At 64.9% G+C, this 25,792-nt stretch carries 26 protein-coding genes; 14 read left to right on the top strand and 12 right to left on the bottom strand.

Annotated elements, in window-relative coordinates; all coding sequences use genetic code 11:
• Positions 1-125: 125 nt before the first annotated feature.
• Positions 126-566 (top strand): DUF1489 family protein, encoded by a 441-nt coding sequence (locus XI04_RS23255; protein WP_028143982.1) that lies wholly within the window; start codon positions 126-128, stop codon positions 564-566.
• Here XI04_RS23255 and panC read toward each other — a convergent pair.
• Positions 563-1,414, bottom strand: a complete 852-nt coding sequence (panC, locus tag XI04_RS23250) for a pantoate--beta-alanine ligase (protein ID WP_271610653.1) — start codon at positions 1,412-1,414, stop codon at positions 563-565. The two genes, XI04_RS23255 and panC, sit on opposite strands and share 4 nt — an antisense overlap.
• Before the next feature lie 284 nt (positions 1,415-1,698).
• Between panC and XI04_RS23245 the strand changes: the two genes are divergently transcribed.
• From XI04_RS23245 to XI04_RS23230, 4 genes are all read left to right on the top strand, one after another.
• Positions 1,699-2,622, top strand: coding sequence for a division plane positioning ATPase MipZ (locus tag XI04_RS23245; protein ID WP_038950343.1), 924 nt, complete (start codon positions 1,699-1,701; stop codon positions 2,620-2,622).
• A gap of 343 nt (positions 2,623-2,965) precedes the next feature.
• On the top strand, positions 2,966-3,826 hold the full coding sequence (locus XI04_RS23240) for an alpha/beta fold hydrolase (RefSeq protein WP_028143979.1): 861 nt from the start codon (positions 2,966-2,968) through the stop codon (positions 3,824-3,826).
• A gap of 134 nt (positions 3,827-3,960) precedes the next feature.
• Positions 3,961-4,710 carry a VWA domain-containing protein gene (locus tag XI04_RS23235; protein ID WP_271610652.1) on the top strand — a complete coding sequence of 250 codons (750 nt, stop codon included), beginning with the start codon at positions 3,961-3,963 and terminating at the stop codon, positions 4,708-4,710.
• 64 nt (positions 4,711-4,774) lie between these two features.
• Positions 4,775-5,503, top strand: coding sequence for a DnaJ domain-containing protein (locus tag XI04_RS23230; RefSeq protein WP_028143977.1), 729 nt, complete (start codon positions 4,775-4,777; stop codon positions 5,501-5,503).
• Between the two features lie 218 nt (positions 5,504-5,721).
• Here XI04_RS23230 and XI04_RS23225 read toward each other — a convergent pair whose 3' ends face one another.
• Entirely contained in the window at positions 5,722-7,560 is a 1,839-nt protein-coding gene (locus XI04_RS23225; RefSeq protein WP_271610651.1) for a D-alanyl-D-alanine carboxypeptidase, read from the bottom strand.
• A gap of 388 nt (positions 7,561-7,948) precedes the next feature.
• Here XI04_RS23225 and XI04_RS23220 point away from each other — a divergent pair, with 388 nt between their 5' ends.
• Positions 7,949-8,287, top strand: a complete 339-nt coding sequence (locus XI04_RS23220; protein ID WP_028143975.1) for a phasin family protein — start codon at positions 7,949-7,951, stop codon at positions 8,285-8,287.
• Between the two features lie 74 nt (positions 8,288-8,361).
• Here XI04_RS23220 and XI04_RS23215 read toward each other — a convergent pair whose 3' ends face one another.
• Positions 8,362-9,723, bottom strand: coding sequence for a TadE/TadG family type IV pilus assembly protein (locus XI04_RS23215; RefSeq protein WP_028143974.1), 1,362 nt, complete (start codon positions 9,721-9,723; stop codon positions 8,362-8,364).
• Positions 9,724-10,206: 483 nt separating this feature from the next.
• Between XI04_RS23215 and clpS the strand changes: the two genes are divergently transcribed.
• The gene (gene clpS / locus XI04_RS23210; protein WP_026202494.1) at positions 10,207-10,539 is read left to right on the top strand and encodes an ATP-dependent Clp protease adapter ClpS; all 333 of its coding nucleotides are present in this window, start codon (positions 10,207-10,209) and stop codon (positions 10,537-10,539) included.
• 282 nt (positions 10,540-10,821) lie between these two features.
• Positions 10,822-13,230 carry an ATP-dependent Clp protease ATP-binding subunit ClpA gene (clpA, locus tag XI04_RS23205; protein WP_028143973.1) on the top strand — a complete coding sequence of 803 codons (2,409 nt, stop codon included), beginning with the start codon at positions 10,822-10,824 and terminating at the stop codon, positions 13,228-13,230.
• Between the two features lie 75 nt (positions 13,231-13,305).
• On the opposite strand, the gene XI04_RS23200 is transcribed toward clpA, so the two are convergent.
• The 6 genes from XI04_RS23200 to XI04_RS23175 all read right to left on the bottom strand — a co-directional run bounded on the left by XI04_RS23200 (position 13,306) and on the right by XI04_RS23175 (position 18,096).
• Positions 13,306-13,764 (bottom strand): hypothetical protein, encoded by a 459-nt coding sequence (locus XI04_RS23200; protein WP_028143972.1) that lies wholly within the window; start codon positions 13,762-13,764, stop codon positions 13,306-13,308.
• 128 nt (positions 13,765-13,892) lie between these two features.
• Positions 13,893-15,314: an MFS transporter gene (locus XI04_RS23195; RefSeq protein ID WP_049806683.1), complete on the bottom strand. Its 1,422-nt coding sequence runs from the start codon at positions 15,312-15,314 to the stop codon at positions 13,893-13,895.
• A gap of 132 nt (positions 15,315-15,446) precedes the next feature.
• Positions 15,447-15,608 carry a hypothetical protein gene (locus XI04_RS23190; protein ID WP_167456567.1) on the bottom strand — a complete coding sequence of 54 codons (162 nt, stop codon included), beginning with the start codon at positions 15,606-15,608 and terminating at the stop codon, positions 15,447-15,449.
• Between the two features lie 64 nt (positions 15,609-15,672).
• Positions 15,673-16,698 carry an aldo/keto reductase gene (locus tag XI04_RS23185; protein WP_038950336.1) on the bottom strand — a complete coding sequence of 342 codons (1,026 nt, stop codon included), beginning with the start codon at positions 16,696-16,698 and terminating at the stop codon, positions 15,673-15,675.
• 112 nt (positions 16,699-16,810) lie between these two features.
• On the bottom strand, positions 16,811-17,011 hold the full coding sequence (locus XI04_RS23180) for a hypothetical protein (RefSeq protein ID WP_244429199.1): 201 nt from the start codon (positions 17,009-17,011) through the stop codon (positions 16,811-16,813).
• A gap of 128 nt (positions 17,012-17,139) precedes the next feature.
• A complete protein-coding gene (locus XI04_RS23175; RefSeq protein ID WP_028143969.1) occupies positions 17,140-18,096 on the bottom strand; it encodes a helix-turn-helix domain-containing protein in 957 nt (318 codons plus the stop codon).
• A 196-nt stretch (positions 18,097-18,292) separates the two neighbouring features.
• Here XI04_RS23175 and XI04_RS23170 point away from each other — a divergent pair, with 196 nt between their 5' ends.
• Positions 18,293-19,309, top strand: a complete 1,017-nt coding sequence (locus XI04_RS23170) for a carbon-nitrogen hydrolase family protein (protein ID WP_028143968.1) — start codon at positions 18,293-18,295, stop codon at positions 19,307-19,309.
• 28 nt (positions 19,310-19,337) lie between these two features.
• Entirely contained in the window at positions 19,338-20,378 is a 1,041-nt protein-coding gene (locus XI04_RS23165; protein WP_038950334.1) for a phenylacetaldoxime dehydratase family protein, read from the top strand.
• Here XI04_RS23165 and XI04_RS23160 read toward each other — a convergent pair.
• A complete protein-coding gene (locus XI04_RS23160) occupies positions 20,375-21,013 on the bottom strand; it encodes an HAD family hydrolase (RefSeq protein ID WP_038950332.1) in 639 nt (212 codons plus the stop codon). The genes XI04_RS23165 and XI04_RS23160 overlap by 4 nt on opposite strands.
• 76 nt (positions 21,014-21,089) lie before the next feature.
• Between XI04_RS23160 and XI04_RS23155 the strand changes: the two genes are divergently transcribed.
• The 4 genes from XI04_RS23155 (at position 21,090) to tsaA (ending at position 23,879) form a co-directional block, all read left to right on the top strand.
• Entirely contained in the window at positions 21,090-22,055 is a 966-nt protein-coding gene (locus XI04_RS23155; protein ID WP_038950331.1) for a lytic transglycosylase domain-containing protein, read from the top strand.
• A gap of 212 nt (positions 22,056-22,267) precedes the next feature.
• The gene (locus XI04_RS23150; RefSeq protein WP_152102836.1) at positions 22,268-23,008 is read left to right on the top strand and encodes an AzlC family ABC transporter permease; all 741 of its coding nucleotides are present in this window, start codon (positions 22,268-22,270) and stop codon (positions 23,006-23,008) included.
• Entirely contained in the window at positions 23,005-23,355 is a 351-nt protein-coding gene (locus XI04_RS23145; protein ID WP_028143964.1) for an AzlD domain-containing protein, read from the top strand. The genes XI04_RS23150 and XI04_RS23145 overlap by 4 nt, the downstream gene beginning before the upstream one ends.
• 32 nt (positions 23,356-23,387) lie before the next feature.
• Positions 23,388-23,879 (top strand): tRNA (N6-threonylcarbamoyladenosine(37)-N6)-methyltransferase TrmO, encoded by a 492-nt coding sequence (gene tsaA / locus XI04_RS23140; RefSeq protein ID WP_028143963.1) that lies wholly within the window; start codon positions 23,388-23,390, stop codon positions 23,877-23,879.
• A gap of 132 nt (positions 23,880-24,011) precedes the next feature.
• On the opposite strand, the gene XI04_RS23135 is transcribed toward tsaA, so the two are convergent.
• Both XI04_RS23135 and XI04_RS23130 read right to left on the bottom strand, forming a co-directional pair.
• A complete protein-coding gene (locus XI04_RS23135; RefSeq protein WP_028143962.1) occupies positions 24,012-24,437 on the bottom strand; it encodes an HIT family protein in 426 nt (141 codons plus the stop codon).
• 64 nt (positions 24,438-24,501) lie between these two features.
• Complete coding sequence (locus XI04_RS23130; protein ID WP_028143961.1) at positions 24,502-25,758, bottom strand: GNAT family N-acetyltransferase; 1,257 nt, start codon at positions 25,756-25,758, stop codon at positions 24,502-24,504.
• Positions 25,759-25,792 lie beyond the last annotated feature (34 nt).

Below are 25,792 nucleotides of genomic sequence, written 5' to 3'. Positions count from 1 at the left end.
CTGCGCGTGCTCCTGCAGCGCCGGTTCCGCTCGCTCCGCCGCCAACCTCGGCGGCCGCGCCCGCGGCTGCGGATAACGAATAGATCGGCATTCCAAATGCGGTGCTGCCCGGCTAATGCTTGGGCATGCCGCTACATCTGATCAAGCTCGCCGTCGGTTGCGACTCCGTCAAGGAATTGAAGGAGTGGATCGCCGAACGGATGCAGACCGCCAAGAAGAAGGGTCTGCCGCAACATCACATCCATATCACCCGCATGGTCCCCAAGCGCGATGCCGAGATCCTCTCGGGCGGGTCGCTCTACTGGGTGATCAAGGGCGAGATCGCCGCGCGGGAAAAGATCATCGGCATCGAGCCGTTCCGCGACAAGGACGGTATCGGCCGTTGCCGGATCGTGATGCAGCCGAAAGTGGTCTCGGTGTCGCCACGGCCGATGCGCCCATTCCAGGGCTGGCGCTATCTCGCCGACGATTCCGTGCCGCCCGATCTCGGCAAGTCCGCCGCCGGCTCGATCGCGGCGATGCCGGAGCCGATGCGGCGCGAATTGCGCGATCTCGGACTGCTCTAAACCGCGATATTGTCGATCAGCCGAGTCGTGCCGAGCTTGGCCGCGACCAGGATCCGCAACGGTCCGTCCTTGCGCGAGGCGAGGGGCGCCAGCGTCTCGGCATGGCGCGCTTCGTAATAGTCGAGCGCAAAGCCGGCCGCCTCGATCGTTGCGGCGCCACGCTTCATGGCCGACGCAACGGCTTCGCCGGCACGGATGCGGCCGGCGCTGTCCTTCATGGCACGGTAGAGGATGGGGACGGTCCGCCGCTCCTCGGGCGACAGATAGACGTTGCGCGAGGACATCGCGAGCCCGTCGCGCTCGCGCACGGTGCGGGAGCCGACGACCTTGACGCCGAGGTCGAGGTCGCGCGCCATCTGCGACACCACCCGCAACTGCTGAAAATCCTTTTCGCCGAAGATCGCGAAGTCCGGCCGGCACTGCGTGAACAGCTTGCCGACGACGGTGGCGACGCCGCCGAAGAAATGCGGGCGGAAGCGGTCCTCGAGGCCGGCGATCGCCGGTCCCTCCGGCACGATGCGGGTGGCAAAGCCGTCCGGATACATGGCATCGACGCCGGGATGCCAGACGATATCGACATCCTCGGCTGCGAGCTTGGCGATGTCGGCCTTCCAGGTGCGCGGATAGGCGCCGAAATCCTCGGTGGGGGCGAACTGGGTCGGGTTGACGAAGATCGAGACCACGACGCGGCTGGCGCGCCGCTTGGCGAGGCGGACGAGAGACACATGCCCGTCATGGAGGGCCCCCATGGTCGGGACCAGCGCGATCGTGGCCTTTCGCTTGCGGAGATTGTCGACGGCGCGGCGCAAGGTTGGGACCGTGCGGGCGATCAAAGGGCTTGCTGACATCAGGACTCGACAGGGTTGGGAATCGGCGCGGCATGACCTGGCGCCAGGGGCGACTAACCTTAACAAGCGGCGACCGTGGACGCCATGCATCCGGATGCGGCACAGCATCCCGCGCAAGGTCGCGCAGGATGTCGCGACATTGTGGGCTGGATTACAGAAAGAAAGACGGCGCCGCGATTCATGATGAAGCAGGCGCGCTGCGATTTGCATTACCTGTCACGCATTTCACTTGACCGCAGACGCGGCCAACTCGAAGATATTCATCAGGGGTGTTGAGGATCGCCATGCTTGTGCAGGCTAGCCAAGGCCAATCCGGCTCGGCGCATGTGGTCGTGCTCGGTAACGAGAAGGGCGGCTCCGGCAAGTCGACCACCGCCCTGCACATCGCGGTTGCGCTCCTGAAGGCCGGCCAGCGCGTCGCCACCATCGACCTCGACTGCCGTCAGCAGAGCTTCACGCGCTACATCGGCAACCGTGCCGCCTGGGCGCGCCGCACCAAGCTCGACCTCGAACTGCCGGTGCATCGCTGCATCAAGCTCGGCGAGACCATGCAGATCGCCGAGAACGAGAATTCCGAGTTCCAGCAGTTCATGGAGGCGGTCTCGGCGGTCGAGAGCAGCTTCGACTTCATCGTCATCGATACGCCGGGCACCGACAGTTATCTGATGCGGCTGGCGCACTCGATGGCCGACACGCTGGTCACGCCGATCAACGACAGCTTCCTCGATTTCGACGTGCTCGGCACCGTCGATCCCGCCAATTACGCGGTGACGGGCGAGAGCCACTACGCCGAGATGGTGCGCGACGTCAGGCGCAAGCGCCGCCAGCTCGACGGCTCGACCACCGACTGGATCGTCGTGCGCAACCGCCTGTCGATGCTCGGCTCGCGCAACAAGCAGCTCGTCGCCGAGGGGCTGAAGGATCTGTCGCTGCGGCTCGGCTTCCGCTACGTCGACGGCTTCGCCGAACGCGTCGTCTATCGCGAATTTTTCCCGCGCGGCCTGACCGCCCTCGACGAGATCGACGAGGCCACGCTCGGCATGCGGCCCAATCTCGGCCATCTGACCGCACGAGAGGAGGTGACGAGCCTGCTCCGGCAGCTCAAGCTGCCGCTCGACGAGCGCGGCCGCCGCCGCGCCGCCAACCGGGCCGAGTGGTTCAACCAGGTCGACAAGCCGCTCGAGGTTCACGACATCCTCGGCGCCTGAGCGGCGGTATATCGCTACTTCCGATCGATCTGAGGGGCCGGTTTCCGCGGGAACTGTGGCCGCGCTCCGCCGTTTTCACCTTACGTTGACCGTGAAATTGAACCCAAGCGAGACCGGTTGCGTCGGATGGTGACGTGCACGCTGACGTAGCTTGGCGAGGACGGGATGCCTACAAAACGTGTGCGGCGCACAATGAAAGGGCTGCCGGTTCACAATATTTGGCCTTCCTGTCACGCGCCTGTGACATATATTAGCGAATAGGCGACAAGGGGTCGAAGAGCCCCGGAAGAACACGATTTTCAACAGGGATTCAGGCCGCAAGAGCCTGAGGCTGAGGACGAAAATGAAGCGTGGAATTGCCGTTCTGGTTTCGGTCAGTGCTCTCTGCGGCATCGCCTATTTCACGGCGAGCAAGTGGGCGATCAAGCACGAGACCATTACCTTCTACGACGCCTCGCGCGACAATCGCCCGGTGCCCGTCGACATCGCGGTGCGTCGTGACAAGGAAATGCAGGCCACCGCCGGCATGATCACGCTGCCGGTCGCAGTGATCAATCACGGCAACACCGTCAAGAACACCGAGTACGGCTTCCTCGCCAACATCTTCGCTGCGCGCGGCTACATGGTCCTGAGCCCACAGCACGACTTGCCGACCGATCCTCCGATGGTGACCAAGCCCGGCGAGCTCTATGTCGGCCGCCTGCCGCAGATCCTGCGCGGTGTCGCCAACATCCATCTCGCCGTGCAGGAAATGAGGAAGCTTCAGCCGAACGCCGACTACGACAAGGTCACCATGGTCGGCCATTCCATGGGCGGCGACATCACGATGTATTTCGCCAAACAGTATCCGGATGAAGTCAAAAAGGTCGTCACGCTCGACAATTTGCGCGTGCCCTTCGTCACCGCCGGCAAGTTCAAGATCCTGTCGTTCCGCTCCACCGATCCGCAGTTCAAGGCCGATGCGGGCGTGATCCCGACGGACGAGGAATGCGAGAAGGCGGGTATCCAGGTCGTGAAGACTGAATTCCAGCACAACGACATGCGCGACACCGGTCCGGATGTCGCCAAGAACTCGATCCAGGGCATGCTCGACAAATTCCTGAGCGCCGCCGACAGCGAGATCGCGCCGGTCGACACGCAATCCTCGCCGCCCAATATCCTCGAGCCCGGTCCGGTCGCCTTGATGGGGCCTGCCAAGAGCTGACCTCTTCGCCCTGACGGCGCCCACATCGTCAGTCACGATCTGCAAAGCCCCCGCCAGCCTCTGCCGGCGGGGGCTTTGCACATTGACCGGGCTGCTTGCGCTAACCACATTAGCCGCCCACGCAGGGTCAAGGCATGTCGGGCGAACCCATTAAACCCCGCAGCGGCGATGCCGTCTCGGCGCAAGCAGGCGGTGCGGTGCCGCAGGCCGGAATGTCGACTACGGAAGACATCGCCGCCTTCGTCGCCAAGGCGCAGGCGATGTCACCGCATGCGCCGGGCGCGAAGGGGCGGCTGATCTTCGCGCTGGACGCGACGATGAGCCGGCAGCCGACCTGGGACATGGCCTGCGCGCTGCAGGCCGACATGTTTCGCGAGACCGCCGCGCTCGGCAGTCTCGACATCCGGCTGGTCTATTATCGCGGCTTCAACGAGTGCCGCGCCACGGGATGGATCTCCGACAGCAACAGGCTTGCGGCGTTGATGAGCAAGATCGATTGCCGTGGCGGCGACACCCAGATCGGCAAGGTGCTGACCGAGGCGCGGCGCGAAGCGGTCGCATCGGGCGTGCGCGCCGTCGTCTTCGTCGGCGATGCCATGGAGGAGAAGGTCGACGAGCTCTGCGCCAAGGCCGGCGAGCTCGGCATGCTCAAAGTGCCCGTGTTCCTGTTTCAGGAAGGTCATGACGCCGTCGCCGAGCAGGCCTTTCGCGAGATCGCGCGCCTGACGGGTGGCGCCTGGTGCCGGTTCGATCCGGGTGCGGCGGCGCAGTTGCGCGAGCTGCTGCGGGCGGCTGCGGCCTATGCCGCCGGCGGTCGCGAGGCGCTATTGAAGCTGGCAAAGACCGCGAGCGGCGCGGCCAGGCTGATCGGCCAACTGAAGTAGCGCTCAGGCGTCGCGGCGAGGCGTAAGCCATGCATTTTGCCGCGAGGGCGACTATATTCCGGTCATGACCCTGATCGCCGGCGCTGTCGCAATTATCACGCTTTATCTGCTGCTCCAGATGTTTCGCGCTGCCAATCCGGCGGTGCTGGCGAGGGCCATCAGGTTCGGTGGCGGCGTGGTGGCGCTGGCGGTCGCAGCCTTCACGGGCTTGCGGGGCGAGCTGGTGGTGGCGATCCCGCTCGGGATTTTCGGCGCCGGGCTGCTGGGCTGGACACCGCTGGCAAACGCCGGCTTCGGCAATGTCGGCGGGCTGTTCGGCGGCGGTGGTGCTGCGCCCGCGTCAGGGCAGTCTTCACGCGTGCGTTCGCAATTCCTGGATATGCGGCTCGACCACGGCTCTGGCCAGCTCGGCGGGCAGATCGTCGCCGGGCCTCACGCCGGGCGCGATCTCGGCGAGTTCGATCTCGCTAGCCTGCTGGCCATGGTTCCGACATTCGACGCCGAGAGCGTGGCCTTACTTGAAAGCTATCTGGACCGCCGGTTTCCCGCCTGGCGTCAGAACGCGCAGAGCGATGCGGCAGGGGGGCAGCGCCGCACGGCGGCGAGCGGCAAAATGACGGCGGAGGAGGCCTATCAGATCCTTGGCTTGCAGCCGGGGGCGGGGCGTGACGACATCAGCCGGGCCCACAAGACCCTGATGAAGAAACTCCATCCCGACCAAGGGGGGTCGAACTATCTCGCTGCCCGTGTAAACGAGGCCAAGGATACTCTGCTTCGTACGCATAACGGCTAACTCCGGCACTACGCTACAAACGCCCGTACCGCGTGAGCTCCGCTTGCTCTGTTTGCCGTCGCCCTGACACCCGCCATTGTCGGCGTGGTTGATCTCTTGAGTAAAGTTTTAACCGTAAATCCTTGACGAGAAGTTGTCGCGGAACTGGCATCGAGATCCGCCAAAAACAAAAATGCCCGCGCAAGGCGCGGGCATTTTGAGCGGAGCGTTGCGAATGATCAGTTGCGGACGGTGATGCAGGAGATGTCGGCGCGCTTCAGGGTACGGCAGACGGCTTCGGCCTGGTCGCGCTCGAGCCCGGCGAAGCGGGCGCGATAGAGCTTGCGATTGTCCTTGGCGACGACCTCGGTGAACGGATCGGCCTTGCTGAGCAGGCCGCGGGCCGAGCTGCGCGCGGCGTCGATGCGCTGCTGGGCCTCGTTCTCGCTCTCGAGCGCGCCGACCTGGACGATCCAGCCGCTGTGGGTGGCGACCGGCTTGGTGGTGGCGCTCATCTGGACCGGCATCGGGTCGGCGGAGGCCAGCTTCGGAGCGGCCGGGGCGGGCGCAGCAGTCGTTGCGGCCGGCAGTACCCCGAGGAGGCCGTTGCCGGTGCCGAAGCCCGCCGGCTGCCGCGGCAGCTCGGCGCGGGTGATCTCGGCCTTCGGCGCTTCCGGCTGGCTGACGACCTCGGGCTTGTTGATGAGATCGGCCCGGGCGACGACGGCGGTGGAGGTTTCCGCGACGTCGGAACGGGACGAAATGGCGTTGGTGACCGGCGGTGCGACCTGAGCGGGGGCGGCGGAAGCGACCTTCACGGCGCCGGCCTTGACCTGAACCGTCTTGACCCGGACCGGCTTCATCGGCTCGGACGAGCCGGGGATGATGGAGAGCGGCTGGCTCGAGATCACGCCATTGGTGAGCGGCGCCGGCTCGATCTTGGATTCCGTCGGCCGAACTTCAGGCTTGGCTTCGGATCTGGGCTGGGCCGGCGGCACCGCGGCAGTCGCAGCCGCGAGCGTCGACAGGCGTGCGGCCAGACGCGACGGAGCGGCTTCAGGAGCAGGGGCAGGAGCGGCCTGAACCTGCGGAACGGCGCGGGCCGGGGTAGGCGACGCGTCGGCGACCTCGGTGCTGGCGTCCGCGCCGTTGCGCTCCGTGACCGCGGCGACGGTGTGGGTGGTCGCACCCTTCTCGAGATTCTCCGCGAGCAGGTTGCGCATGATGGCATCGCGCGAACCGCCGCTGCGGCCGCCGAGCACGACACCGATCAGATGACGGTTGCCGCGGCGCATCGAGGTCACGAGATTGAAGCCGGAGGCGCGGGTGTAGCCGGTCTTGATGCCGTCCACGCCCTCGACATTGCCGAGCAGGTGATTGTGGTTGCGGATCGACTGTCCGCGCCAGTTGAAGGTCGCCGTCGCGAAATAGCGATAGTAGCGCGGGAAGCGCTCCTGGATGGCGCGGCCGAGCGTGGCCTGGTCGCGCGCGGTCGTGACCTGCTCGTCGTTGGGAAGGCCGTTGGCGTTGCGGTACACCGTCTTGGACATGCCGAGCGAGCGCGCCTTGCGCGTCATCATCTGGGCGAAGTCGTCCTCGTCGCCGCCGATCGCTTCGGCGATCACCACGGCTGCGTCGTTGGCGGAGCGGGTGACGAGACCCTTGATCGCGTCCTCGACACGGATGGTCTGGCCGGCGCGCAAATTCAGCTTGGTCGGATCCTGATCGGCGGCGTGCTGGGACACCGGCATCTCGGTGTCGAGCTTCATCTTCCCGGACTCGAGACGCTCGAACAGCAGGTAGAGCGTCATGATCTTGGTGAGCGAGGCGGGGTGGCGGATCCCGTCGGGGCTGGTCGCCTGGAGCACTGCGCCGGAATTGCCGTCGACGATGATGGACGCGAATTTCGGGCTGGAGCTCTCGGACACGTCGCGCTGCACCCGGTGGTGCGCGTAATGGCGGCGATGACGCCGCGCCTCGGCGGCATCGGTGGTGAAGATGACCGCGGTGGTGACCGTAAGAAGCCCGAAAACGCCAACCCGCGCCAAGCGCGAGGAAGACAAGTTTTTACGAAGCATGGAACCCCGTCCCCGTTTCTGACTTGATCACCGGCTCGTGAGGCGAAATTGTGCCCAATGGACCCGGGATCATTACCTGCTCAGGCTGTCCCTCCGCTGGTGCTCGCCGCGGGGGACGTTGGACCTGAACCGCTATTCTGGCTAAGGTGATGGTCTCAAACGGCTTTTGACCGTCTGCGGAAGTTGAACACGTCCAGGGAATCAGGGTAGGGGCCCGCGGTTTCCAAATGCTTAAAGAACCCTTGCGGGAAACCCCGGGAATCTTCGCGAAATGAGTCCAATTTTGTGCGTCGCACAAAATTCTTGACTTTTTTGTGCGTTGCACTAATTGTGGGCAGAGTCAGGGAGCCGGGGCTTCCCGACGAGAGCCAGGGAAAAGGATTCCGAAATGTTCAAGGTTGAAGACTTTCAGAACTACGGGAAAGAGCACTTCGAGCAGTACGTCGCCTCCGCGACCTCGGTGCAGCACGGCCTTCAGGCGATCGCCAGCGCCTATGGCGACTATACGAAGAAGTCGTTCGAAGACACCAAGTCCTTCGTCGAGAAGCTTTCCGGCGTGAAGTCGCTGGACAAGGCCATGGAAGCGCAGACCGATTTCGCCCGTTCCTCCTACGAGACCTTCGTTGCGGAATCGCAGAAGATCGCCGGCCTCTACAGCGACCTCGCCAAGCAGGCGTTCAAGCCGGTCGAGACCATCGTGTCGAAGTTCACCCCGGCTGCTCAGTAAATTTTTCAGGACGTCCTGGAATCGAAAAGCCCGGCTGAACCAGCCGGGCTTTTTGTTGGCACGCGGTCGATCCGTCAGCGCGCCACGCGCAGCTTCGACAGCGAGGTGCCGATGTCCTTGAACACCGAAACGGTCTGGCTGGCCGACGTGACGAGATAGAACTTGTCGGAGCTGCTGGCGCAATATTGCAGCACGCTCGAGGTCGGATCGCTGCCGGTGTTCACCTGCACGGTGTAGATCGTGATGTTGTTGGGCTGGGCCTTGGCATTGTCGCACAGCTTCTTCTCCCGCGCGTCGATCTGCGAGGAGTCGCTGTACCAGCGGTTCTGCGTGTTCATGCCGTCGGAGAGCAGGACGATTGCGTCCTTGTAGGTGTAGTTGGTGTCCTTGGCCGGCGCGTTCATGGGATCGCCGGTCGAGAGCGTCATCCAGCCCCAGGCGAGGCCGATGCCCTGGTTGGTGTTGCCGGTCGGGACCAGATTGCCGATCAGCGTCTTGAGCGCCGACCAGTCGTAGCTCAGCGGCATGATCGGTTGGATGTAGGCCGAATTGCTGGAATTGCAGTACGAATACTGCTCCGCCGGGAACAGCGTCGACGAGTTGCTGCTCACCGGAGCAGTATTCTTGGTGTCGTAGTCCTGATCGCGGTCGGTGACGCATCCCGTCCATTTGTTGTGGTTTTTCGGCGTCCACGTCTTGCCCGCGCTGACGCAGCTCGACTGTTGCTTGTACCAATTGTCGCTGCAGCTGCCATTCACCGCTTCCCAGTCGCTCCAGTCGATCCAGGACTTGTCATAGTTGCTGCTGCCGACGTTGACGTCCTTGGAAAACGGAACGACCGAGATGTAGACGTCGCCGTTGGTCTTGGCGAGCGTGCTGAGCTGGTCGACCAGGTTCTTCGCGGCCGTCTGCATGGCCGGCATCTTACCGTCGTCGGCCATCGATCCCGTGACGTCGAGCACCAGGGCCACGCGCATGCGCGTCAGGCCCCAGGCGCTGGTGGAGGTGGTGTCGATGCCGAGTGTCGGGAAGCCGGCGATCTTCATGAAGCTGGTCGTGTAGGTGCCGGTTCCGGTGAGCTGGATCGTCGAGCCGATGCTGGTGCTCGCGGTATAAGTGGCCCCAACGGTGACCGATGGCAGGGTCGTGGTGTTGGTGAACAGGGCATTGAAATAGGTTTGCGCCTTGCTGCTGATCTGGGACGTCGTGATCGTGCCGGACGACAGGTCCCTGGAGAGCATCAGCGCGGTGGAGTCGAGGGCCGACTGCATGGAGGCGCGGGCCTGGGCGGCGCGGCTATAATCGATCGCGGCACCGACGAAGCTCAGCACCGGGACCAGCGCGATGGCGAAGATCACGGCGATATTGCCTTGCTCGGCCGTTGCAAAGCGGGCGCATAGTCGACCAAGGCGGCTGACGAGCGGCGGGCGAGACATGACAATCCCCGAAATCTGTGTTTTGCCCGATTTCGCGCCATGCCATTGAACGGCAGGTAAATTGGACCGTAGAAAACCGGAGCGACCCGCGTGAAACCGCCGCAGCCGGGTTAATAGCCGGGGTTCCTGGTCAACATGTTCTAAACGCGCGGGGGCGAAATTTTTGTCAAATCGGTCCGGATTGTTTAACCTCGCTCCTGATCGCCCGGAACGGGAATCGGGACTGCCGTGGCCGCATCGGCCGGACCTCTGCACGCTTGCGGCGGGCCGGGGGCAGGCCCATATTGCTGGCGAACGATCCGGTTTGGACCGGATTGTCGGGAGCGGCGATCCAACAAGGCGGCGCGCCTGCGCCAGGCTCCGAAGGGCGGGGTCGCGCGGCGACCGCCATTCGCTTCCATGGGGAATTTGAACGCCTGAGCCATGCCGCAATTGACTTCCAGACTCGACCTGTCCGCGCCAGCCGCTGCCTACGCTCCTCGCATGAGCAATGACGAGAACCGTTCGGGCAACCCCTCGGGTCCGAACACTTCGGTCATTACCAAGGTCAAGCCGAAGACCAAACGGCCGAACCTCTACCGCGTGCTGATCCTGAACGACGACTACACGCCGATGGAGTTCGTCGTCCACGTGCTGGAGAAGTTCTTCAACAAGGACATCGAGGCCGCGACCAAGATCATGCTGCACGTCCATCATCATGGTATCGGGGAGTGCGGCGTGTTCACTTACGAGATCGCCGAGACCAAGGTGACACAGGTGATGGATTTCGCCCGCAAGCACCAGCATCCGCTGCAATGCGTGATGGAAAAGAAGTAGTCGCCGGTCCCGTTCCTTAGAGTGGTTCTGCTCGTGTGGTGTGTGATGGCAGCGCATCCTGCTGCATGATCCGGTGAACTTCGGCGCCGGCGTCAACCCTGCCCAAATGGGTAGTCCGCCCAAATCGGAACGGGTTTTGCATCGAAAATACCGCGGGTGTGTCGCTGCCAGAGTCGCGGAACCGGTCTTTCGCCGCGGTCTTGTATAACTATATGTGACAAAGGTTGTTGTTGCCTGACCGGGCGATGACGATCATGATGGTGGGGGCCATAGAGGACGCGAATGCCGACTTTTTCCCAAAGCCTTGAACAATCCCTGCATCGTGCGCTGGCGATCGCAAACGAGCGTCATCACCAATACGCGACGCTCGAGCATCTGTTGCTCTCCCTGATCGACGACTCCGATGCAGCCGCCGTCATGCGCGCCTGTAGTGTCGATCTCGACAAGCTCCGCACGAGCCTGGTTAATTATCTAGAGACCGAGTTCGAGAATCTGGTCACCGACGGCGCGGACGACGCCAAGCCGACAGCCGGCTTCCAGCGGGTGATCCAGCGTGCCGTGATCCACGTGCAATCCTCCGGTCGTGAAGAGGTGACCGGCGCCAACGTGCTGATCGCGATCTTCGCCGAGCGCGAGAGCCATGCCGCGTATTTCCTGCAGGAGCAGGACATGACGCGCTATGACGCGGTCAACTACATCAGCCACGGCATCGCCAAGCGGCCTGGCGTCTCCGAGGCGCGGCCGGTGCGCGGCGTCGACGAGGAGACCGAGACCAAGGGCGCCGAGGACGCCAAGAAGAAGGGCGAGGCGCTCGAGACCTATTGCGTCAACCTCAACAAAAAGGCGCGCGACGGCAAGATCGATCCGGTGATCGGACGCAATTCCGAAATCAACCGTGCGATCCAGGTGCTGTGCCGCCGGCAGAAGAACAACCCGTTGTTCGTCGGCGAAGCCGGCGTCGGCAAGACCGCGATCGCGGAGGGCCTCGCCAAGCGCATCGTCGACAGCGAGGTGCCGGAAGTTCTGGCGGCTGCCACGGTGTTCTCGCTCGACATGGGCACACTGCTCGCGGGCACGCGCTATCGCGGCGACTTCGAAGAGCGCCTGAAGCAAGTGCTGAAGGAACTCGAGGCGCATCCCAACGCCATCCTGTTCATCGACGAGATCCACACCGTGATCGGTGCGGGCGCGACGTCGGGCGGGGCGATGGATGCCTCGAACCTGCTCAAGCCCGCGCTGGCCTCGGGCACCATCCGCTGCATGGGCTCGACCACCTACAAGGAATACCGCCAGCACTTCGAGAAGGACCGCGCGCTGGTGCGGCGCTTCCAGAAGATCGACATCAACGAGCCGACGGTCGAGGACGCCATTGCGATCCTCAAGGGACTGAAGCCGTACTTCGAGGACTACCACCGGCTGAAGTACACCAACGAGGCGATCGAGGCCGCGGTGCAGCTCTCCTCGCGCTACATCCACGACCGCAAGCTGCCGGACAAGGCGATCGACGTGATCGACGAGTCCGGTGCGGCGCAGATGCTGGTCGCCGAGAACAAGCGCAAGAAGACCATCGGCATCAAGGAGATCGAGACCACGATCGCCTCGATGGCGCGGATTCCACCGAAGAGCGTGTCGAAGGACGATGCCGAGGTGCTCAAGCATCTTGAGCAGACGCTGAAGCGCACCGTGTTCGGTCAGGACAAGGCGATCGAGTCGCTTGCGGCATCGATCAAGCTGGCGCGCGCCGGCTTGCGTGAGCCGGAGAAGCCGATCGGTTGCTACCTGTTCTCGGGTCCGACCGGCGTCGGCAAGACCGAGGTTGCAAAGCAGCTCGCGGCAAGCCTCGGCGTCGAGCTGTTGCGCTTCGACATGTCCGAATACATGGAGCGGCACACCGTATCTCGCCTGATCGGTGCGCCTCCCGGCTATGTCGGCTTCGACCAGGGCGGCCTGCTCACCGACGGCGTCGACCAGCATCCGCATTGCGTGGTGCTGCTCGACGAAATCGAGAAGGCGCATCCTGATCTCTACAACGTGCTGCTGCAGATCATGGATCACGGCCGGCTCACCGACCACAACGGCAAGCAGGTCAATTTCCGCAACGTGATCCTGATCATGACCACGAACGCGGGGGCTTCCGATCTCGCCAAGCAGGCGTTCGGCTTCACGCGCTCCAAGCGGGAAGGCGACGACCACGAGGCGATCAACCGGCAATTCGCGCCGGAATTCCGCAACCGTCTCGATGCCATCGTCTCGTTCGGCCATCTCAGCGTCGAGGTGATCGGCACCGTGGTCGAGAAGTTCGTGCTTCAGCTCGAAGCCCAACTCGGCGACCGCGACGTCACCATCGAGCTGTCCGAGCCCGCCAAGGCCTGGCTGGTCCAGCATGGTTACGACGAGCAGATGGGCGCACGTCCCATGGCCCGCGTGATCCAGGAGCACATCAAGAAGCCGCTCGCCGACGAGGTGCTGTTCGGCAAGCTGAAGGGCGGCGGCCACGTCCGCGTCGTCCTGGTCAAGGACGAGGCTGACGAGACCAAGGAGAAGATCGGGTTCGAATTCGTCGAGGGCCCGGTCACGCCGAAGCAGGAGAAGCTGCCGGGGGCCCGCAAGCGGCCGCCGGGCAAGTCCAAGCCGGGCGGTCCCGGCGGCTCGAAGGGGCCGACCTCCAAGGGCCCGCTGGTCAAGGCTTGATCCAGCGCTCATCATGAACAGAAAGAGGCCGGCTGCGAAGCCGGCCTTTTTTGTTTCCGAGGCTGTGTGTGACCCTTACGTCCCGGCTTCGGGCGCGGCCGCTGGCGGACGCGGCTTGCGCGGCGCGGCCGGCCGCGCGCTGCGGGCGGGGGCGGTCGGCTGCATCGTCACGATGACCGGATTGGGCTTGTGATCGGTGGCCGCCCCGGTCGCGGCATCAACGCCCATGCCGATGACGCCGCCGGCGAGGAGATTGCCGGCGAAGCCGGCGGCGCCCGTGCCCGACACTTCCTTGGTGAGTTGCACCGTCTGGGGTTGATAGCCTTCCTTTTCGAAGGTGATCGTGATGTCGGCGCTACGCTTGGCGACGATGGCGCAAGGTGTTGTGCAGGTTGTCGGCACCTCAAGCCCGCTGACCACAGCCTCCACGCCTGACGGTGTCGATGAGATGCTGATGTTTTCGGTCGTGCCGCGCGTCACAGACGCGCAACCGCCCAGCATGACGCTGAGCGCCACAATTCCCAATGAACGCATGAAGTGCCCCTTATTCCCCGCGCCAATCAAGCGCAACCGGAGCGCGAGGGCAATAGGTCATTGGTCCTGATAGTTAAGCCACGCAGGGGTTGTGCACGGGAATAGCAGGCACCGGAAGGTGGGCTCTGTCAGTCGCCCCGCAGGCGCTGATCGTCCTGCACGCGGACGTGTTCGGCGCCGCGCGCGCCAGCCGGAGACAGCCGCAACATGCTCAGCACCGCGCCGCAGAGTGCAAACCCGACGCCTGCGAGCAGTGCCAGCCTGGTCCCCTCAACCGGATACCGTCCGAGCAACAACGCCACCAGCGCAGCGCCAGTGGTCTGGCCGAGCAGACGCGCCGTGCCAAGCATGCCGCTGGCGCCGCCGGCGCGCTCGCGCGGGGCGGCTGCGATCATGGTGCGGTTGTTGGGGGTCTGGAACAGACCGAATCCGGCACCTGCCAGCGCCATGCGCCAGATCACGTCGAACGGTGTGGGGTCCGCGGGCAGGAAGGCGAGCGCGGCGAGGCCGCAGGCGAACAGCGTGAGCCCGATGCCGCCGAGCAGGCCGGCCGGATAACGCTCGACCAGGCGGCCGGCCAGCGGCGCTGCGAACGCCACCGCGATCGGCCATGGCGTGATCAGGAGGCCCATATGCACCGCCGAATAGCCGAAGCGGCTCTGGAGGTAGAAGGGGATCGCGACGAAGGCCAGCATCTGCCCGCAGAACGAGGCGATCGAGGTCGCGATCGACAGCGCGAACACGGGGATGCGCAACAGGTCGACCGGCAGCAGCGGCGAGGTCATGTGGGTTTCGCGCCAGATCAGCAGCGCGCCTGCGACCAGAGCGATGGCGAACTGGATCAGGCAGGTGATGGCGGCCTCGCCATGACCGACGCTGTCGACGGCTGCGATCCCGACGCCGAAGGTGATCGCTGAAAGCCCCGCGCTCTGCCAGTCGAACGAATGGCTGGCGGGCTTTGTGTGCGGCAGGCTGCGCAGGCCCAGCACCAGCGTCACCGCGCCGAGCGGCACGTTGATGGCGAACAGCCACGGCCAGCTTCCGACCGCCAGGATGCCTGCGGCGAGCGTCGGGCCGATGGCGGCCGAGAAGGCGACGACGAGCGCGTTGAGCCCGATGCCGCGGCCGAGCTGGCTGCGCGGGTAAGTGAAGCGCACCAGCGCCGCGTTGACGCTCATGATGCCGGCCGCGCCAAAGCCCTGGATGATGCGCGCGATCGTGAGCAGCGGCAGCGTATGCGCCAGCGCGCAGAAGGCGGATGCCAGCGTGAACAGCACCAGCCCGACCAGATAGACGCGGCGATAGCCGACGATCTCGCCGAGCGAAGCCAGCGGCAGCAGCGAGATCGTGATCGCAAGCTGGTAGCCGTTGACGATCCAGATCGAGAAGGCCGGACTGGCGTCGAGGTCGGCCGCGATCGTCGGCAGCGCGACATTGGCGATGGCGCTGTCGACCACCGCCATGATGATGCCCAGCGCAATGGTCAGCACCGCCTGGTTGCGCTGTGGCTGCGGCAGGCCGTCGGCGTGCTCGATGGGGGCGGACGACATGATGGAGGCGCGCTTGATTCGAGCCGTGTTCCGTCTCCCGATTAGGAAATTGCAGGATGGATCGCAACCCGGCAGGACACGGACGGTTCCTGTGCCGCAGGCGGTCGGCATCGACCGGAACGGCCGCGCACCCTACCAGCGTGCTGTCGATTTCCCGAACACGTAGAGCGCAATGAGGCCGAGCGTCACCACCGTCGAGACGACCAGGACGGCGCGGTCCCGGTCGATCCGCGTCCGCTCGGTGCGGGTGAGATTGAGGACCGTGAACAGAGCCTTCATGGCAAATCGGCGCATCGCGGCCTCGCGGCCGCATTGTGCCACGGCCGGCGCGAGCGGGCTTGATGCAGCTCAACGAGGCCTAGACCGCCGGCGGGTTCCGGTCGGTGAAGGTCGTGCGCTGGTGCCAGTAGGGATAGGGTAGCGTCACCTTGCTCGCCGCGTCGAGTTTTGCGACCTGGTCCTTGGTCAAGGACCAGCCGACCGCGCCGAGATTTTCGCGCAGCTGCGTCTCGTTGCGCGCGCCGATGATCAGCGTCGATACGGTCGGGCGCTGCAGCAGCCAGTTCAGCGCGATCTGCGACACGCTCTTGCCGGTTTCCTTCGCGACCTCGTCGATGGCATCGACGACACGATAGACATGCTCGTCCGGCACCGGCGGGCCGAACTCGGCGGTCTTGGGCAGGCGGCTCACCTCGGGCTTCGGCTGACCTCGGCGAAGCTTGCCCGTGAGGCGTCCCCATCCGAGCGGCGACCAGACCACGGCACCTAACCCCTGGTCGAGGCCGAGCGGCATCAACTCCCATTCGTAATCGCGCCCGATCAGCGAATAATAGGTCTGGTTGGCGACGTAGCGCGGAAAACCGTGCTTGTCGGCAACAGAGAGCGACTTCATCAGGTGCCAGCCGGAAAAATTCGAAACGCCGACATAGCGGATCTTGCCGGCGCGGACGAGCGTATCGAGGGTCGCGAGCACCTCCTCGGGCGGGGTGAAGGCGTCGAAGCCGTGGAGCTGGAACAAGTCGATGTAGTCGGTGCCGAGCCGGCTCAGCGAACCGTCGATGGCTGCGAGCAGATGCTGCCGTGACGAGCCGATGTCGTTCGGGCCGTCGCCGAAGCGAAACGTGGCCTTGGTCGAGACCAGCACCTTGTCGCGGCGGCCCTTGATGGCCTCGCCGAGAACGCGTTCGGACTCGCCGAGCGAATAGACGTCCGCGGTGTCGAACATCGACACGCCGGCCTCGAGGCAGACGTCCAGCAGGCGCCGCGCCTCGGTCGCGTCCGTCGTGCCCCACGCGGCAAGGCGGCCGACGCCGCCGAAGGTGCCGGTGCCAAGGCTCAAGGCGGGCACCATGAGGCCTGACCGGCCCAAGCGTCGGTATTCCATCGAAATGCTCCTCGGCTGCCGCTGATTGATCGTTGCGGCCTCGGCATCGAGGTTAGCGCAAGCGGGTGCCTTGTCCTATCACGCGCTCACATACCGGCCTTGCTCGGACGCCCTAATCGTGCCGAAGCATATCGTCGAACGCGGCGTCAACGATGCGCGGGCCGACAAGCTTCGCCGAAAGTTTCGGCTCGTCCCTTGCCTGGGATGGGGGAGCGCAGCCGAGCTCTCGATTGCGCGTCTGCTGCGGCAGCAGAGTCAAACCCCATCCCACCACGACCAGCACGGCGAGACGGATCGCGATGACGCTCAGCAACAGCTCGCTTCCGCTTATCGTCGTCTGAGTCCTCATGCGTGGCAGCCTGATCCACGCCGCAACGCAAGACAATCTGGAATTGGCGAGCGTTGCCTTCGTCCAGGACGAAGGCTTGCGAAGATGGCTGCTCAGTGCCGCAGCTGGCTCTGCCTGAAATCGCGCGGCGACATGCCAAAATGCTCGCGGAAGACGCGGCCGAAATGCGAGAGGTCGTTGAAACCCCAGGCAAAGGCGATCTCGCTGATGTGGCGATGGACGAGCATGGGCGAGGCGAGGTCGCGACGGCACCGCGCAAGGCGTTCGGCGAGGACGTAACGTTGGAACGAGGTCTCCTCGTCGGCGAGAAGGTCGTTCACGTAGCGCGGCGAAATGCCGAGCGCAGCCGCGGTCTCCGGCAATGAAAGGTCGGGGTCGGCGAGATGGGCGCGGACATGCGCCTTGAGCCGGTAGATCAGCGCAGAGCGGTGGGTCGAGGATGGCAGCGACGTCTTGCCGAGCCGCTCGCTCAGCGCCATCGCGAGCAGATCGACGGCCTGTTCGGACAGAACAGCGGCGTTGCCAGGGGCGAGCCGGTCGGCACTCTGGCAAAGCCGGAAGATGAAATCATAGGCGAGCCGCTCGAGCGGTGCCTCAGTGCCAAACGACATCGCGGTCAGCGTCTCCGTGCCGCCGAGCCGGCGCTGCAACATCTCGCGCGGCACCTTGAAGATGGTCTGCGTGAAGGCGTCGTTGAACTTCAGCTCATAGGGGCGCGTGGTGTCGTAGAGCGCGAACTCGCCGGGATGAACTACAGTCTCGCGGCCGTCCTGCACCACGCCGCCGTCGCCGCGATGGCCGAGCGCGACCAGGACGAAATCCTGATCCGAGCGCGCGATGCGGGAGGGCGTACGGAATACGTGCTGGCGATCGGAGCAGACCTCGGAGCATACGGCCTTGCCGAGCGGGATTTGCGTGACCGAGCCGCGAAAGGCGCTGCCGAGATCGGATTTGCAGTCGAGCCCGACGAAGACGTCGCAGACGATGTCCTGCCAGAGGGCGAGCCGCCGGTAGCCCGGGCTGCCGTCCGTCGTGAACTGGATTGGCATCGGCAGGCCTCCCTTTCACATCCAGCGAAATCGCATGTTGGCGCAGATCCAGCCCGATCCGAGGCAAATCCCGTACCGGGCCGAAATCCCGGCCGGTCGAGTTTTTGTTCCGCCGCGGTCGAGCGGCTGGTTGCCCGCTTTGGCCCAATAGACTGCATCGGAGATGGCTTCCGATCAACCGGCAATGGAGGCGGCAATGGGCATCGAACATCCGAAATACAAGGTGGCGGTGGTGCAGGCGGCGCCGGCTTGGCTCGATCTCGACGCCTCCATCGACAAGTCGATCGCGCTGATCAGGGAGGCCGCGGAGAAGGGCGCCAGGCTGATCGCCTTTCCCGAGGCCTTCATCCCCGGTTACCCCTGGCATATCTGGATGGACTCGCCGGCCTGGGCGATCGGCCGCGGCTTCGTGCAGCGCTATTTCGACAACTCGCTGTCCTATGACAGCCCGCAGGCCGAGCGCTTGCGCGATGCCGTACGCAAGGCCAGGCTCACCGCCGTGATCGGCCTGTCCGAACGCGACGGCGGCAGCCTCTATCTGGCGCAATGGCTGATCGGGCCCGATGGCGAGACCATCGCCAAACGCCGCAAGCTGCGGCCGACCCATGCCGAGCGTACCGTCTACGGCGAGGGCGACGGCAGCGATCTCGCCGTGCATGCGAGGGCCGACATCGGCCGTCTCGGCGCGCTGTGCTGCTGGGAGCATCTCCAGCCGCTGTCCAAATACGCGATGTACGCCCAGAACGAGCAGGTGCATGTCGCGGCCTGGCCGAGCTTCTCGCTTTATGATCCCTTCGCGCCGGCGCTCGGCGCCGAGGTCAACAACGCCGCTTCGCGCGTCTATGCGGTGGAGGGCTCTTGCTTCGTGCTCGCGCCTTGCGCGACGGTCTCGCAAGCGATGATCGACGAACTTTGCGACCGGCCGGACAAGCACGCGCTGCTGCATGCCGGCGGCGGCTTTGCCGCGATCTACGGTCCCGACGGCAGCCAGATCGGCGAGAAGCTGGCGCCGGATCAGGAGGGGTTATTGATCGCCGAGATCGACCTCGGCGCCATCGGTGTTGCCAAGAACGCGGCAGATCCGGCCGGGCATTATTCACGGCCCGACGTGACGCGGTTGCTCCTGAACAAGAAGCGGTACCAACGCGTCGAGCAATTTGCCTTGCCGGTGGATACCGTCGAGCCCACGGACATCGCCGCGGCGGCGAGCTGATCACCGAGATCGAGGGGAGGGTACGATCGTGGAATCTGCAATTCCTCGGCATCTCGAAAACCCGCGCACGCGCCACAAGCGCGTGCCTGATGATTACCAGCCGCCATATCCGTCCTTTGTGGCGCGCTACAGGCCCGGCGTGAGCCGTGTCGTGATGGCCTATTTCGGCGTGCAGCATCGCGGCACGGCGCCGGTGGCCGCGACGGAGGCGCTCGCCGACATCGCGCGCTATTTCGCTGCGGCAGGCGGGCCTTCGCATTGGGATCGCGCGCACTATGTCGATCAAGCCGGATACGAGACCGTCGTCTCGGTGGGCTATTGGGACGACATCGCACGCTTCGACGCCTGGTTCGAAGCGGCGCGCGAGGCCTGGACCGGACGGCAGCGCGAAGGCATCGGCACCTTCGTCGAAGTGCTGCGTCCCATTGTAGCGCGGCACGAGACACTGTTCTCCTCGCCCGACCGGACTGAGGGCGTCGCCTCGATCGCCGGCGGCATGAGCGGCGAGGTGCAGGAGCACGCTTACTGGGGCGGCATGCGCGACCGTATTCCGCTGTCGCAAACCGACGCGATGGCGCCCGGTGGCGCGCCGGAGCTGATCCGGGACGGTGCGCGGCTGCGCGTGACGGCGCACGACAATCTCTGCCTGATCAGGTCCGGGCAGGATTGGAGCGATACCGAGGCATCCGAGCGAAAGCTCTATCTCGATGATGTCGAGCCGGTGCTGCGCGAGGGCATGGATTTCCTGCGCGACGAGGGGCTTGCGATCGGCTGCTATGCCAACCGCTACATGGAGGTGCTCCAGGCCGACGGCAGCGTGAGCGAAAAGTCCTACGGCCAGAGCTGGTGGAAGAGCCTGGCGGCGCTCGAACGCTGGGCGGAGTCGCATCCAACCCATGTCAGGATTTTTGGTGCCGCGATGAAGTATCTGTCCACGCTCGGCCCGTCAGCCAAGCTGCGACTTTATCACGAGGTCACGGTGGCAGCTGCGGACGAGCAGTTCTTCGAATATCTGAACTGCCACGCCAAGACCGGCATGTTGACGGCGGTGGAGACCGTCAGCGCCTAGCCCACGCAATGACCGAGCAGCTCGGGATGTGCGGCGCAGATGTGATGCGCGCCGGCGTCCCTGAGCTCGGTCTCGCTGCCATAGCCATAGAGCACGCCGATCGCGGTCATGCCGTTGGTGCGGGCGCCGATCACATCGTGGCTGCGGTCGCCGATCATGATGGCGCTGCTCGCGTCGACCTTGGTCTCGTCGAGCGCGTAGCGCAGCAGATCGCGCTTGTCGACGCGGGTGCCGTCGAGCTCGGACCCGAACACGCGCTCGAAATACGGCTTCAGGCCGAAATGATTGACGATGCGGGTAGCGTAGACCGCGGGCTTGCTGGTCGCCACGAACATGCGCGGCGTCGTCGCGGCCACCGCGGCGAGCGTGTCGTGGATGCCCTGATAGAGCGCATTCTCGAACAGGCCGACCTCGGAAAACCGCTCGCGGTAGAGTAGCAGCGCCCGGTCAGCAAGTTCGTCGGTTCCGACGAGCCTCTTCAGGCTGGCATGCAGCGGCGGCCCAATGCACCAGGTCAGCTCGTCCTGGCTCGGGACCGGCTGGTCGAGTTTTTTCAGGGCATACTGGATCGAACCGGTGATCCCGGGCTTTGGATCGGTGAGTGTGCCGTCGAGATCAAAATAGATTGTCCGCATTTTGGCCGAGCTCAGCGTTGATTATTCCGGCCGTTGCTAGTTGCCTTGGGGCCCGAGTTCAAGGGCTTGGAGCGAAATGCAGCTTGGTGGGGTCCAGAGGCTGATCTGGCAGCTGCTCGTGGCAGCGTTCGTCTGCACGTCGGCGCTGGCCGAGGACGCACCGGTTCCTCCCACGCAGCTCGGCCCCGAAGCCCCCGCAAAACCGTCGCCATCGCCCGAGTCGGCGCGCGAGAGCGACACGCGGGAGTCGATCTGCCTGATCATCGAGGCCGCCGCGCGCGATGCCAATCTCCCGCTGGAATTCTTCGCCCGGGTGATCTGGCAGGAAAGCCGCTTCCAGGCCGATGCGGTAGGTCCCACGACACGCAGCGGCGAGCACGCACAGGGGATCGCGCAGTTCATGCCGGGCACCGCGAGCGAGCGCGGGCTGCTCAATCCGTTCAATCCGGTGCAGGCATTGCCGAAGTCGGCAGAATTCTTGAACGAGCTACGCAACCAGTTCGGCAATCTCGGCCTCGCGGCCGCTGCCTACAACGCAGGTCCGCGGCGCGTGCAGGAATGGCTCGCCGGCACCGGCGGCATGCCGGAGCAGACCCGCAACTATGTCTTGGCCATCACCGGCACCAGCGTCGATGCCTGGGCCAAGGCAGGCGCGACCGGCAAGGGCCCGCCGAGCGCGCCGCCGACGAGCTGTCGCGACCTGATGGCGCTGCTCAAGCGCGCGCCGAATGCTTTCGTCGCCGAGCTCGAGCAGCATGTGGAGCTTGCGGCCGCAAAGGCCTGGGGCGTGCAGCTCGCCGCCGGCTTCGACCGTAACAGGGCGCTGGCGATGTACTCCCGCGCGGTCACGCGGCTCGGTGCCGCGATCGGCGAGCGTGATCCGAGCCTGCTGAGTTCGGTGATGCGCAGCCGCGGCACCCGTGCGTTCTACCAGGTGCGCATCGGCGCCGACACGCGCGGCGAGGCGGATGATCTGTGCAACCGCATCCGCAAGGCCGGCGGGGCGTGCTTCGTACTGAAGAACAAGGGTGTCGCGGGGTAGGCTGTCATTCCGGGGCGCGACGAAGTCGCGAACCCGGAATCCATCGCGAGGCTGTCTCTGCGGCCCGATGGATTCCGGGCTCGCGCTTGGCGCGCCCCGGAATGACGGCGCTGGGTGCGTCACGCATGCCAGCCCCGCCGCGCGCTTCCTTGACGCGAGGCGCCGCATTGCCCGTTATGCGGGCACGATTCCGCAACCCGGCCAAGACTCCCGTGGCGCTTCCTCCGCTCGATTCACCACAATGGAATAGCCGGTGGCTTGCCTTCGGCTGGGGCCTGCGCTCGATCACGCAGACGATCCTCACCATCGTGCTGTTCGTGACCTATCTCGGCATCGGCGCGCTGGCCCATGACACCCATTTCAGTCTGGCCTGGGCGCTCGCCTCGACGCTGTTCGTCTGGGCGGGGCCGGCGCAGATCATCCTGATCACCACGCTCGGCTCCGGCGCCACCGTCATCCAGTCGGCGATTGCAGTCACCGTCAGCGCCATCAGGCTGTTCCCGATGGTGGTCTCGGTGCTGCCCTTGATGCGCACGCCGACGACCAAACGGCGCGAGCTGGTCTTTGCCGCGCATCTCACCGCGGTGACGCTGTGGGTCGAGTGTCACCGTTTCCTGCCGCAGGTGCCGCGTGAACGGCGCATCGCCTTCGTTCACGGGCTCGGCTGTGGCCTCGTCTCGGTGTGCCTCGTCGCCAACACCTTCGGCTATTTCCTCGCCGCCAACCTGACGCAGACGCTTGGAGCGGCGATCCTGCTGCTGACGCCGCTGTCGTTCCTGTTCTCGACTGCGCGCAACAGCCGCGAGGTCGCCGATGTCGTCGCGCTCGTGCTGGGCATCTTGCTTTATCCGCTGGCCGCGAAGATGAACTCCGGTGTCGATATCCTGGTCAGCGGGGTGGTGGCCGGCACGATCGCCTATGGCGTGCATTGGTCGCGGGAGGTGCGCGCGTGAGTTTTGCGCAAGCGATCGGCGACTGGCATGCGCTGGCGGTGCTGTTCGTCGCCGGGGTCGTTCCCAACCAGATCTGGCGCATGCTGGGCCTGTGGTTTGGCGGCGGCATCGACGAAGGCTCCGAACTGCTGGTTTGGGTGAGGGCGGTCGCCACCGCCATCCTCGCCGGCGTCATCGCCCAGATCGTGGTCGAGCCGCCGGGTGCGCTGGCGAGCGTGCCTGATACCTTGCGTTATGGCGCGGTGGCCGCCGGCCTCGTCGTGTTCCTGCTGACCCGCCGCTCGATCTTTGCGGGCGTCGTGACCGGCGAAGTCTTCATGCTGGCCGGCAAGTGGTGGTTGGGCTAAAACCGCCGGCGAACAGCCAAGGAACAGGAAATATGGTTCGCGAACAGGAGCTCCGCGAGGGCGAGGTCGCCATCGAGCTGCCACCGACACAGGACGCCGGTCTCGTTTTCATCGGCCGCATCCGCACGCCCTGGACCTCGCGGCTGGAGACGCCGCGGCAGGGACGTCAGGACGGCCCGATCTGCCGCCTCGAGATCTTCGAGCCGTTCGTGCCGGCCATCAAGGGCGTCGATTTCTACAGCAATCTCGAAGTGCTCTATTGGCTCGACCAGTCGCGCCGCGACATCATCCTGCAGAGCCCCAAGAACAACGAGAAAACCCGCGGCACCTTTTCGCTGCGCTCGCCGGTGCGGCCAAATCCGATCGGCACGTCGATCGTGAAGCTGGTCGGCATCGAGGGCAATGCGATCCTGGTGCGCGGGCTCGATTGCCTCGACAACACGCCGCTGATCGACATCAAGCCAGATCGGTGCGAGTTCACGCCATTGGCGGCGCCCCAGCCAGGGGATTTCGAGACGGAGTGATCTGTCATTCCGGGGCGCGCCGAAGGCGCGAGCCCGGAATCCATCAGGCGTCAGAGTCGGTGGTGAAATGGATTCTCAGGTGCGCAATTGCGCACCATAGCTCGCGCCAAGGGGGCGCGCCCCGGAATGACATCAACCCTTTAACGCCGCGATCAGCTTCGCCGCGTGCTCTTCCAGCACCTTGGCATCTTCCTTGCGGCTGGCGGGCGGCAGCATCGCCACGCCGTCGTGCCGCGGCATCACGTGCATGTGCAGGTGAAACACGACTTGTCCACCGGCGGGCTCGTTGAACTGCTGGATGGTGATGCCGTCGGCCTTGAATGCCTGCATCGCGGCTGCGGCGATCCTGTGCGCGCCGCGGGCGACATGGGCGTAGTCGTCCGGCTTGATGTCGAGGATGTTGCGGGCAGGGGCCTTCGGGATCACCAGCGTGTGGCCAGGGACGCGCGGCATGATGTCGAGGAACGCGAAGACGTGCTCGTCCTCATAGACCTTGGAGCAGGGCAGCTCGCCGCGTAGGATCTTCGCGAAGATGTTGTTGGTGTCGTAGGCGGTCATGGCGGCTCCCCGAGAAACTTGCGCTTGGAATTTTGCGCTTACTGTCACCAGCGACGGCGAGGCGTCAAGGCGCCTCGTCGGCGCCTTTGCGGAACGGGCCGAGCTCGGCGAGCTCGCGTCCGGCTTCGGCGACATAAGCGCGCTCGCGCTTGAGGTAATCATCAATCGCGCGGCGCAGGCCGGGATCGGCGATGAAATGCGCGGAATGGGTTGTGCGCGGCAGGTAGCCGCGCGCGATCTTGTGCTCGCCTTGCGCGCCGGCCTCGACATGGGTGAGGCCGCGTTTGATGGCAAAGTCGATCGCCTGGTAATAGCAGACCTCGAAATGCAGGAACGGATGATGCTCGACCGCGCCCCAGTTGCGGCCGAACAGCGTGTCCGAGCCGATGAAGTTGATCGCGCCCGCGATCCAGCGATTGTTGCGGCGGACCATCACCAGCAGCACGTCCTCTGCCATGGTCTCGCCGATCAGCGAGAAGAACTCCCGCGTCAGATAGGGACGGCCCCATTTGCGCGAGCCGGTCTCCATGTAGAATGCGAAGAAGGCGTCCCAGGCATCCTCGGTGATGTCTTTTCCCGTCAGCCAGTGGATGGTGATCCCGGCGGGGAGCGCATCGCGCCGCTCGCGCTTGATCGATTTGCGGTGACGCGAGTTCAGGGTGCTGAGGAAGTCGTCGAAGCTCGCAAAGCCCTCATTGTGCCAGTGGAACTGCTGGTCGGTACGCTGCAGGAAGCCGTGCTCGGCGAGCAGCTTCCACTCGGCCTCGCGCGCGAAGGTGACGTGGACGGAGGAGGCCTTGCTGACGCCGCAGAGCGCTACCAGCCCGCTCGCCAGTGCGTCCATGATGCGCTCGTGATCGACGCCGTCACGGACCAGCAGGCGCGGGCCTGTGGCCGGCGTGAAGGGAACCGAGACCTGGAGCTTCGGATAGTAGCGTCCGCCGGCGCGCTCATAGGCGTCCGCCCAACCGCGATCAAAGACGTACTCGCCTTGCGAATGCGATTTCAGATAGCAGGGCACGACACCGGCGACGCGGCCGTCGACCTTGGCCACGAGATGCCGCGGTCCCCAGCCCGTGCGGATTGTCGCCGAACCCGATTTCTCAACGGCCGAGAGAAAGGCGTGTGAGACGAACGGGTTATAGGCAGGTTTTGAGAGGCCGAGGGAATCGCCTGGAAGTCCAGATGAGGTTCCCGCGCCAAGCCCGTTGCAGGCCTTTTCGTTAAGAACCTTGCCGGGATTGGCACAGGCGTCCCAGTCCTCCCGGGATACCTCGCCAATCGAAGGTACGGCCTCGAGCGTGATTTCGGATGATGCCATCGTTGCCCAAGATCGTGCATTGCAGCAGTGACTT

The sequence above is a fragment of the Bradyrhizobium sp. CCBAU 11430 genome (genome assembly GCF_028128855.1).
GTDB classification, from domain to species: Bacteria; Pseudomonadota; Alphaproteobacteria; order Rhizobiales; family Xanthobacteraceae; genus Bradyrhizobium; species Bradyrhizobium ottawaense.
This window is presented reverse-complemented; position numbering and strand designations above follow the sequence as displayed.

Coding starts and splice junctions, on each gene's coding strand:
- XI04_RS23130 (WP_028143961.1), bottom strand. CDS start 25,758: ATGGCATCATCCGAAATCACGCTCGAGGCCGTACCTTCGATTGGCGAG.
- XI04_RS23185 (WP_038950336.1), bottom strand. CDS start 16,698: ATGGAATACCGACGCTTGGGCCGGTCAGGCCTCATGGTGCCCGCCTTG.
- XI04_RS23190 (WP_167456567.1), bottom strand. CDS start 15,608: ATGCGCCGATTTGCCATGAAGGCTCTGTTCACGGTCCTCAATCTCACC.
- XI04_RS23225 (WP_271610651.1), bottom strand. CDS start 7,560: ATGCTTCGTAAAAACTTGTCTTCCTCGCGCTTGGCGCGGGTTGGCGTT.
- tsaA (WP_028143963.1), top strand. CDS start 23,388: ATGGTTCGCGAACAGGAGCTCCGCGAGGGCGAGGTCGCCATCGAGCTG.
- XI04_RS23245 (WP_038950343.1), top strand. CDS start 1,699: ATGCTTGTGCAGGCTAGCCAAGGCCAATCCGGCTCGGCGCATGTGGTC.
- clpS (WP_026202494.1), top strand. CDS start 10,207: ATGAGCAATGACGAGAACCGTTCGGGCAACCCCTCGGGTCCGAACACT.
- XI04_RS23235 (WP_271610652.1), top strand. CDS start 3,961: ATGTCGGGCGAACCCATTAAACCCCGCAGCGGCGATGCCGTCTCGGCG.
- XI04_RS23175 (WP_028143969.1), bottom strand. CDS start 18,096: ATGCCAATCCAGTTCACGACGGACGGCAGCCCGGGCTACCGGCGGCTC.
- XI04_RS23135 (WP_028143962.1), bottom strand. CDS start 24,437: ATGACCGCCTACGACACCAACAACATCTTCGCGAAGATCCTACGCGGC.
- XI04_RS23230 (WP_028143977.1), top strand. CDS start 4,775: ATGACCCTGATCGCCGGCGCTGTCGCAATTATCACGCTTTATCTGCTG.
- clpA (WP_028143973.1), top strand. CDS start 10,822: ATGCCGACTTTTTCCCAAAGCCTTGAACAATCCCTGCATCGTGCGCTG.
- panC (WP_271610653.1), bottom strand. CDS start 1,414: ATGTCAGCAAGCCCTTTGATCGCCCGCACGGTCCCAACCTTGCGCCGC.
- XI04_RS23200 (WP_028143972.1), bottom strand. CDS start 13,764: ATGCGTTCATTGGGAATTGTGGCGCTCAGCGTCATGCTGGGCGGTTGC.
- XI04_RS23215 (WP_028143974.1), bottom strand. CDS start 9,723: ATGTCTCGCCCGCCGCTCGTCAGCCGCCTTGGTCGACTATGCGCCCGC.
- XI04_RS23195 (WP_049806683.1), bottom strand. CDS start 15,314: ATGTCGTCCGCCCCCATCGAGCACGCCGACGGCCTGCCGCAGCCACAG.
- XI04_RS23170 (WP_028143968.1), top strand. CDS start 18,293: ATGGGCATCGAACATCCGAAATACAAGGTGGCGGTGGTGCAGGCGGCG.
- XI04_RS23255 (WP_028143982.1), top strand. CDS start 126: ATGCCGCTACATCTGATCAAGCTCGCCGTCGGTTGCGACTCCGTCAAG.
- XI04_RS23160 (WP_038950332.1), bottom strand. CDS start 21,013: ATGCGGACAATCTATTTTGATCTCGACGGCACACTCACCGATCCAAAG.
- XI04_RS23240 (WP_028143979.1), top strand. CDS start 2,966: ATGAAGCGTGGAATTGCCGTTCTGGTTTCGGTCAGTGCTCTCTGCGGC.
- XI04_RS23220 (WP_028143975.1), top strand. CDS start 7,949: ATGTTCAAGGTTGAAGACTTTCAGAACTACGGGAAAGAGCACTTCGAG.
- XI04_RS23155 (WP_038950331.1), top strand. CDS start 21,090: ATGCAGCTTGGTGGGGTCCAGAGGCTGATCTGGCAGCTGCTCGTGGCA.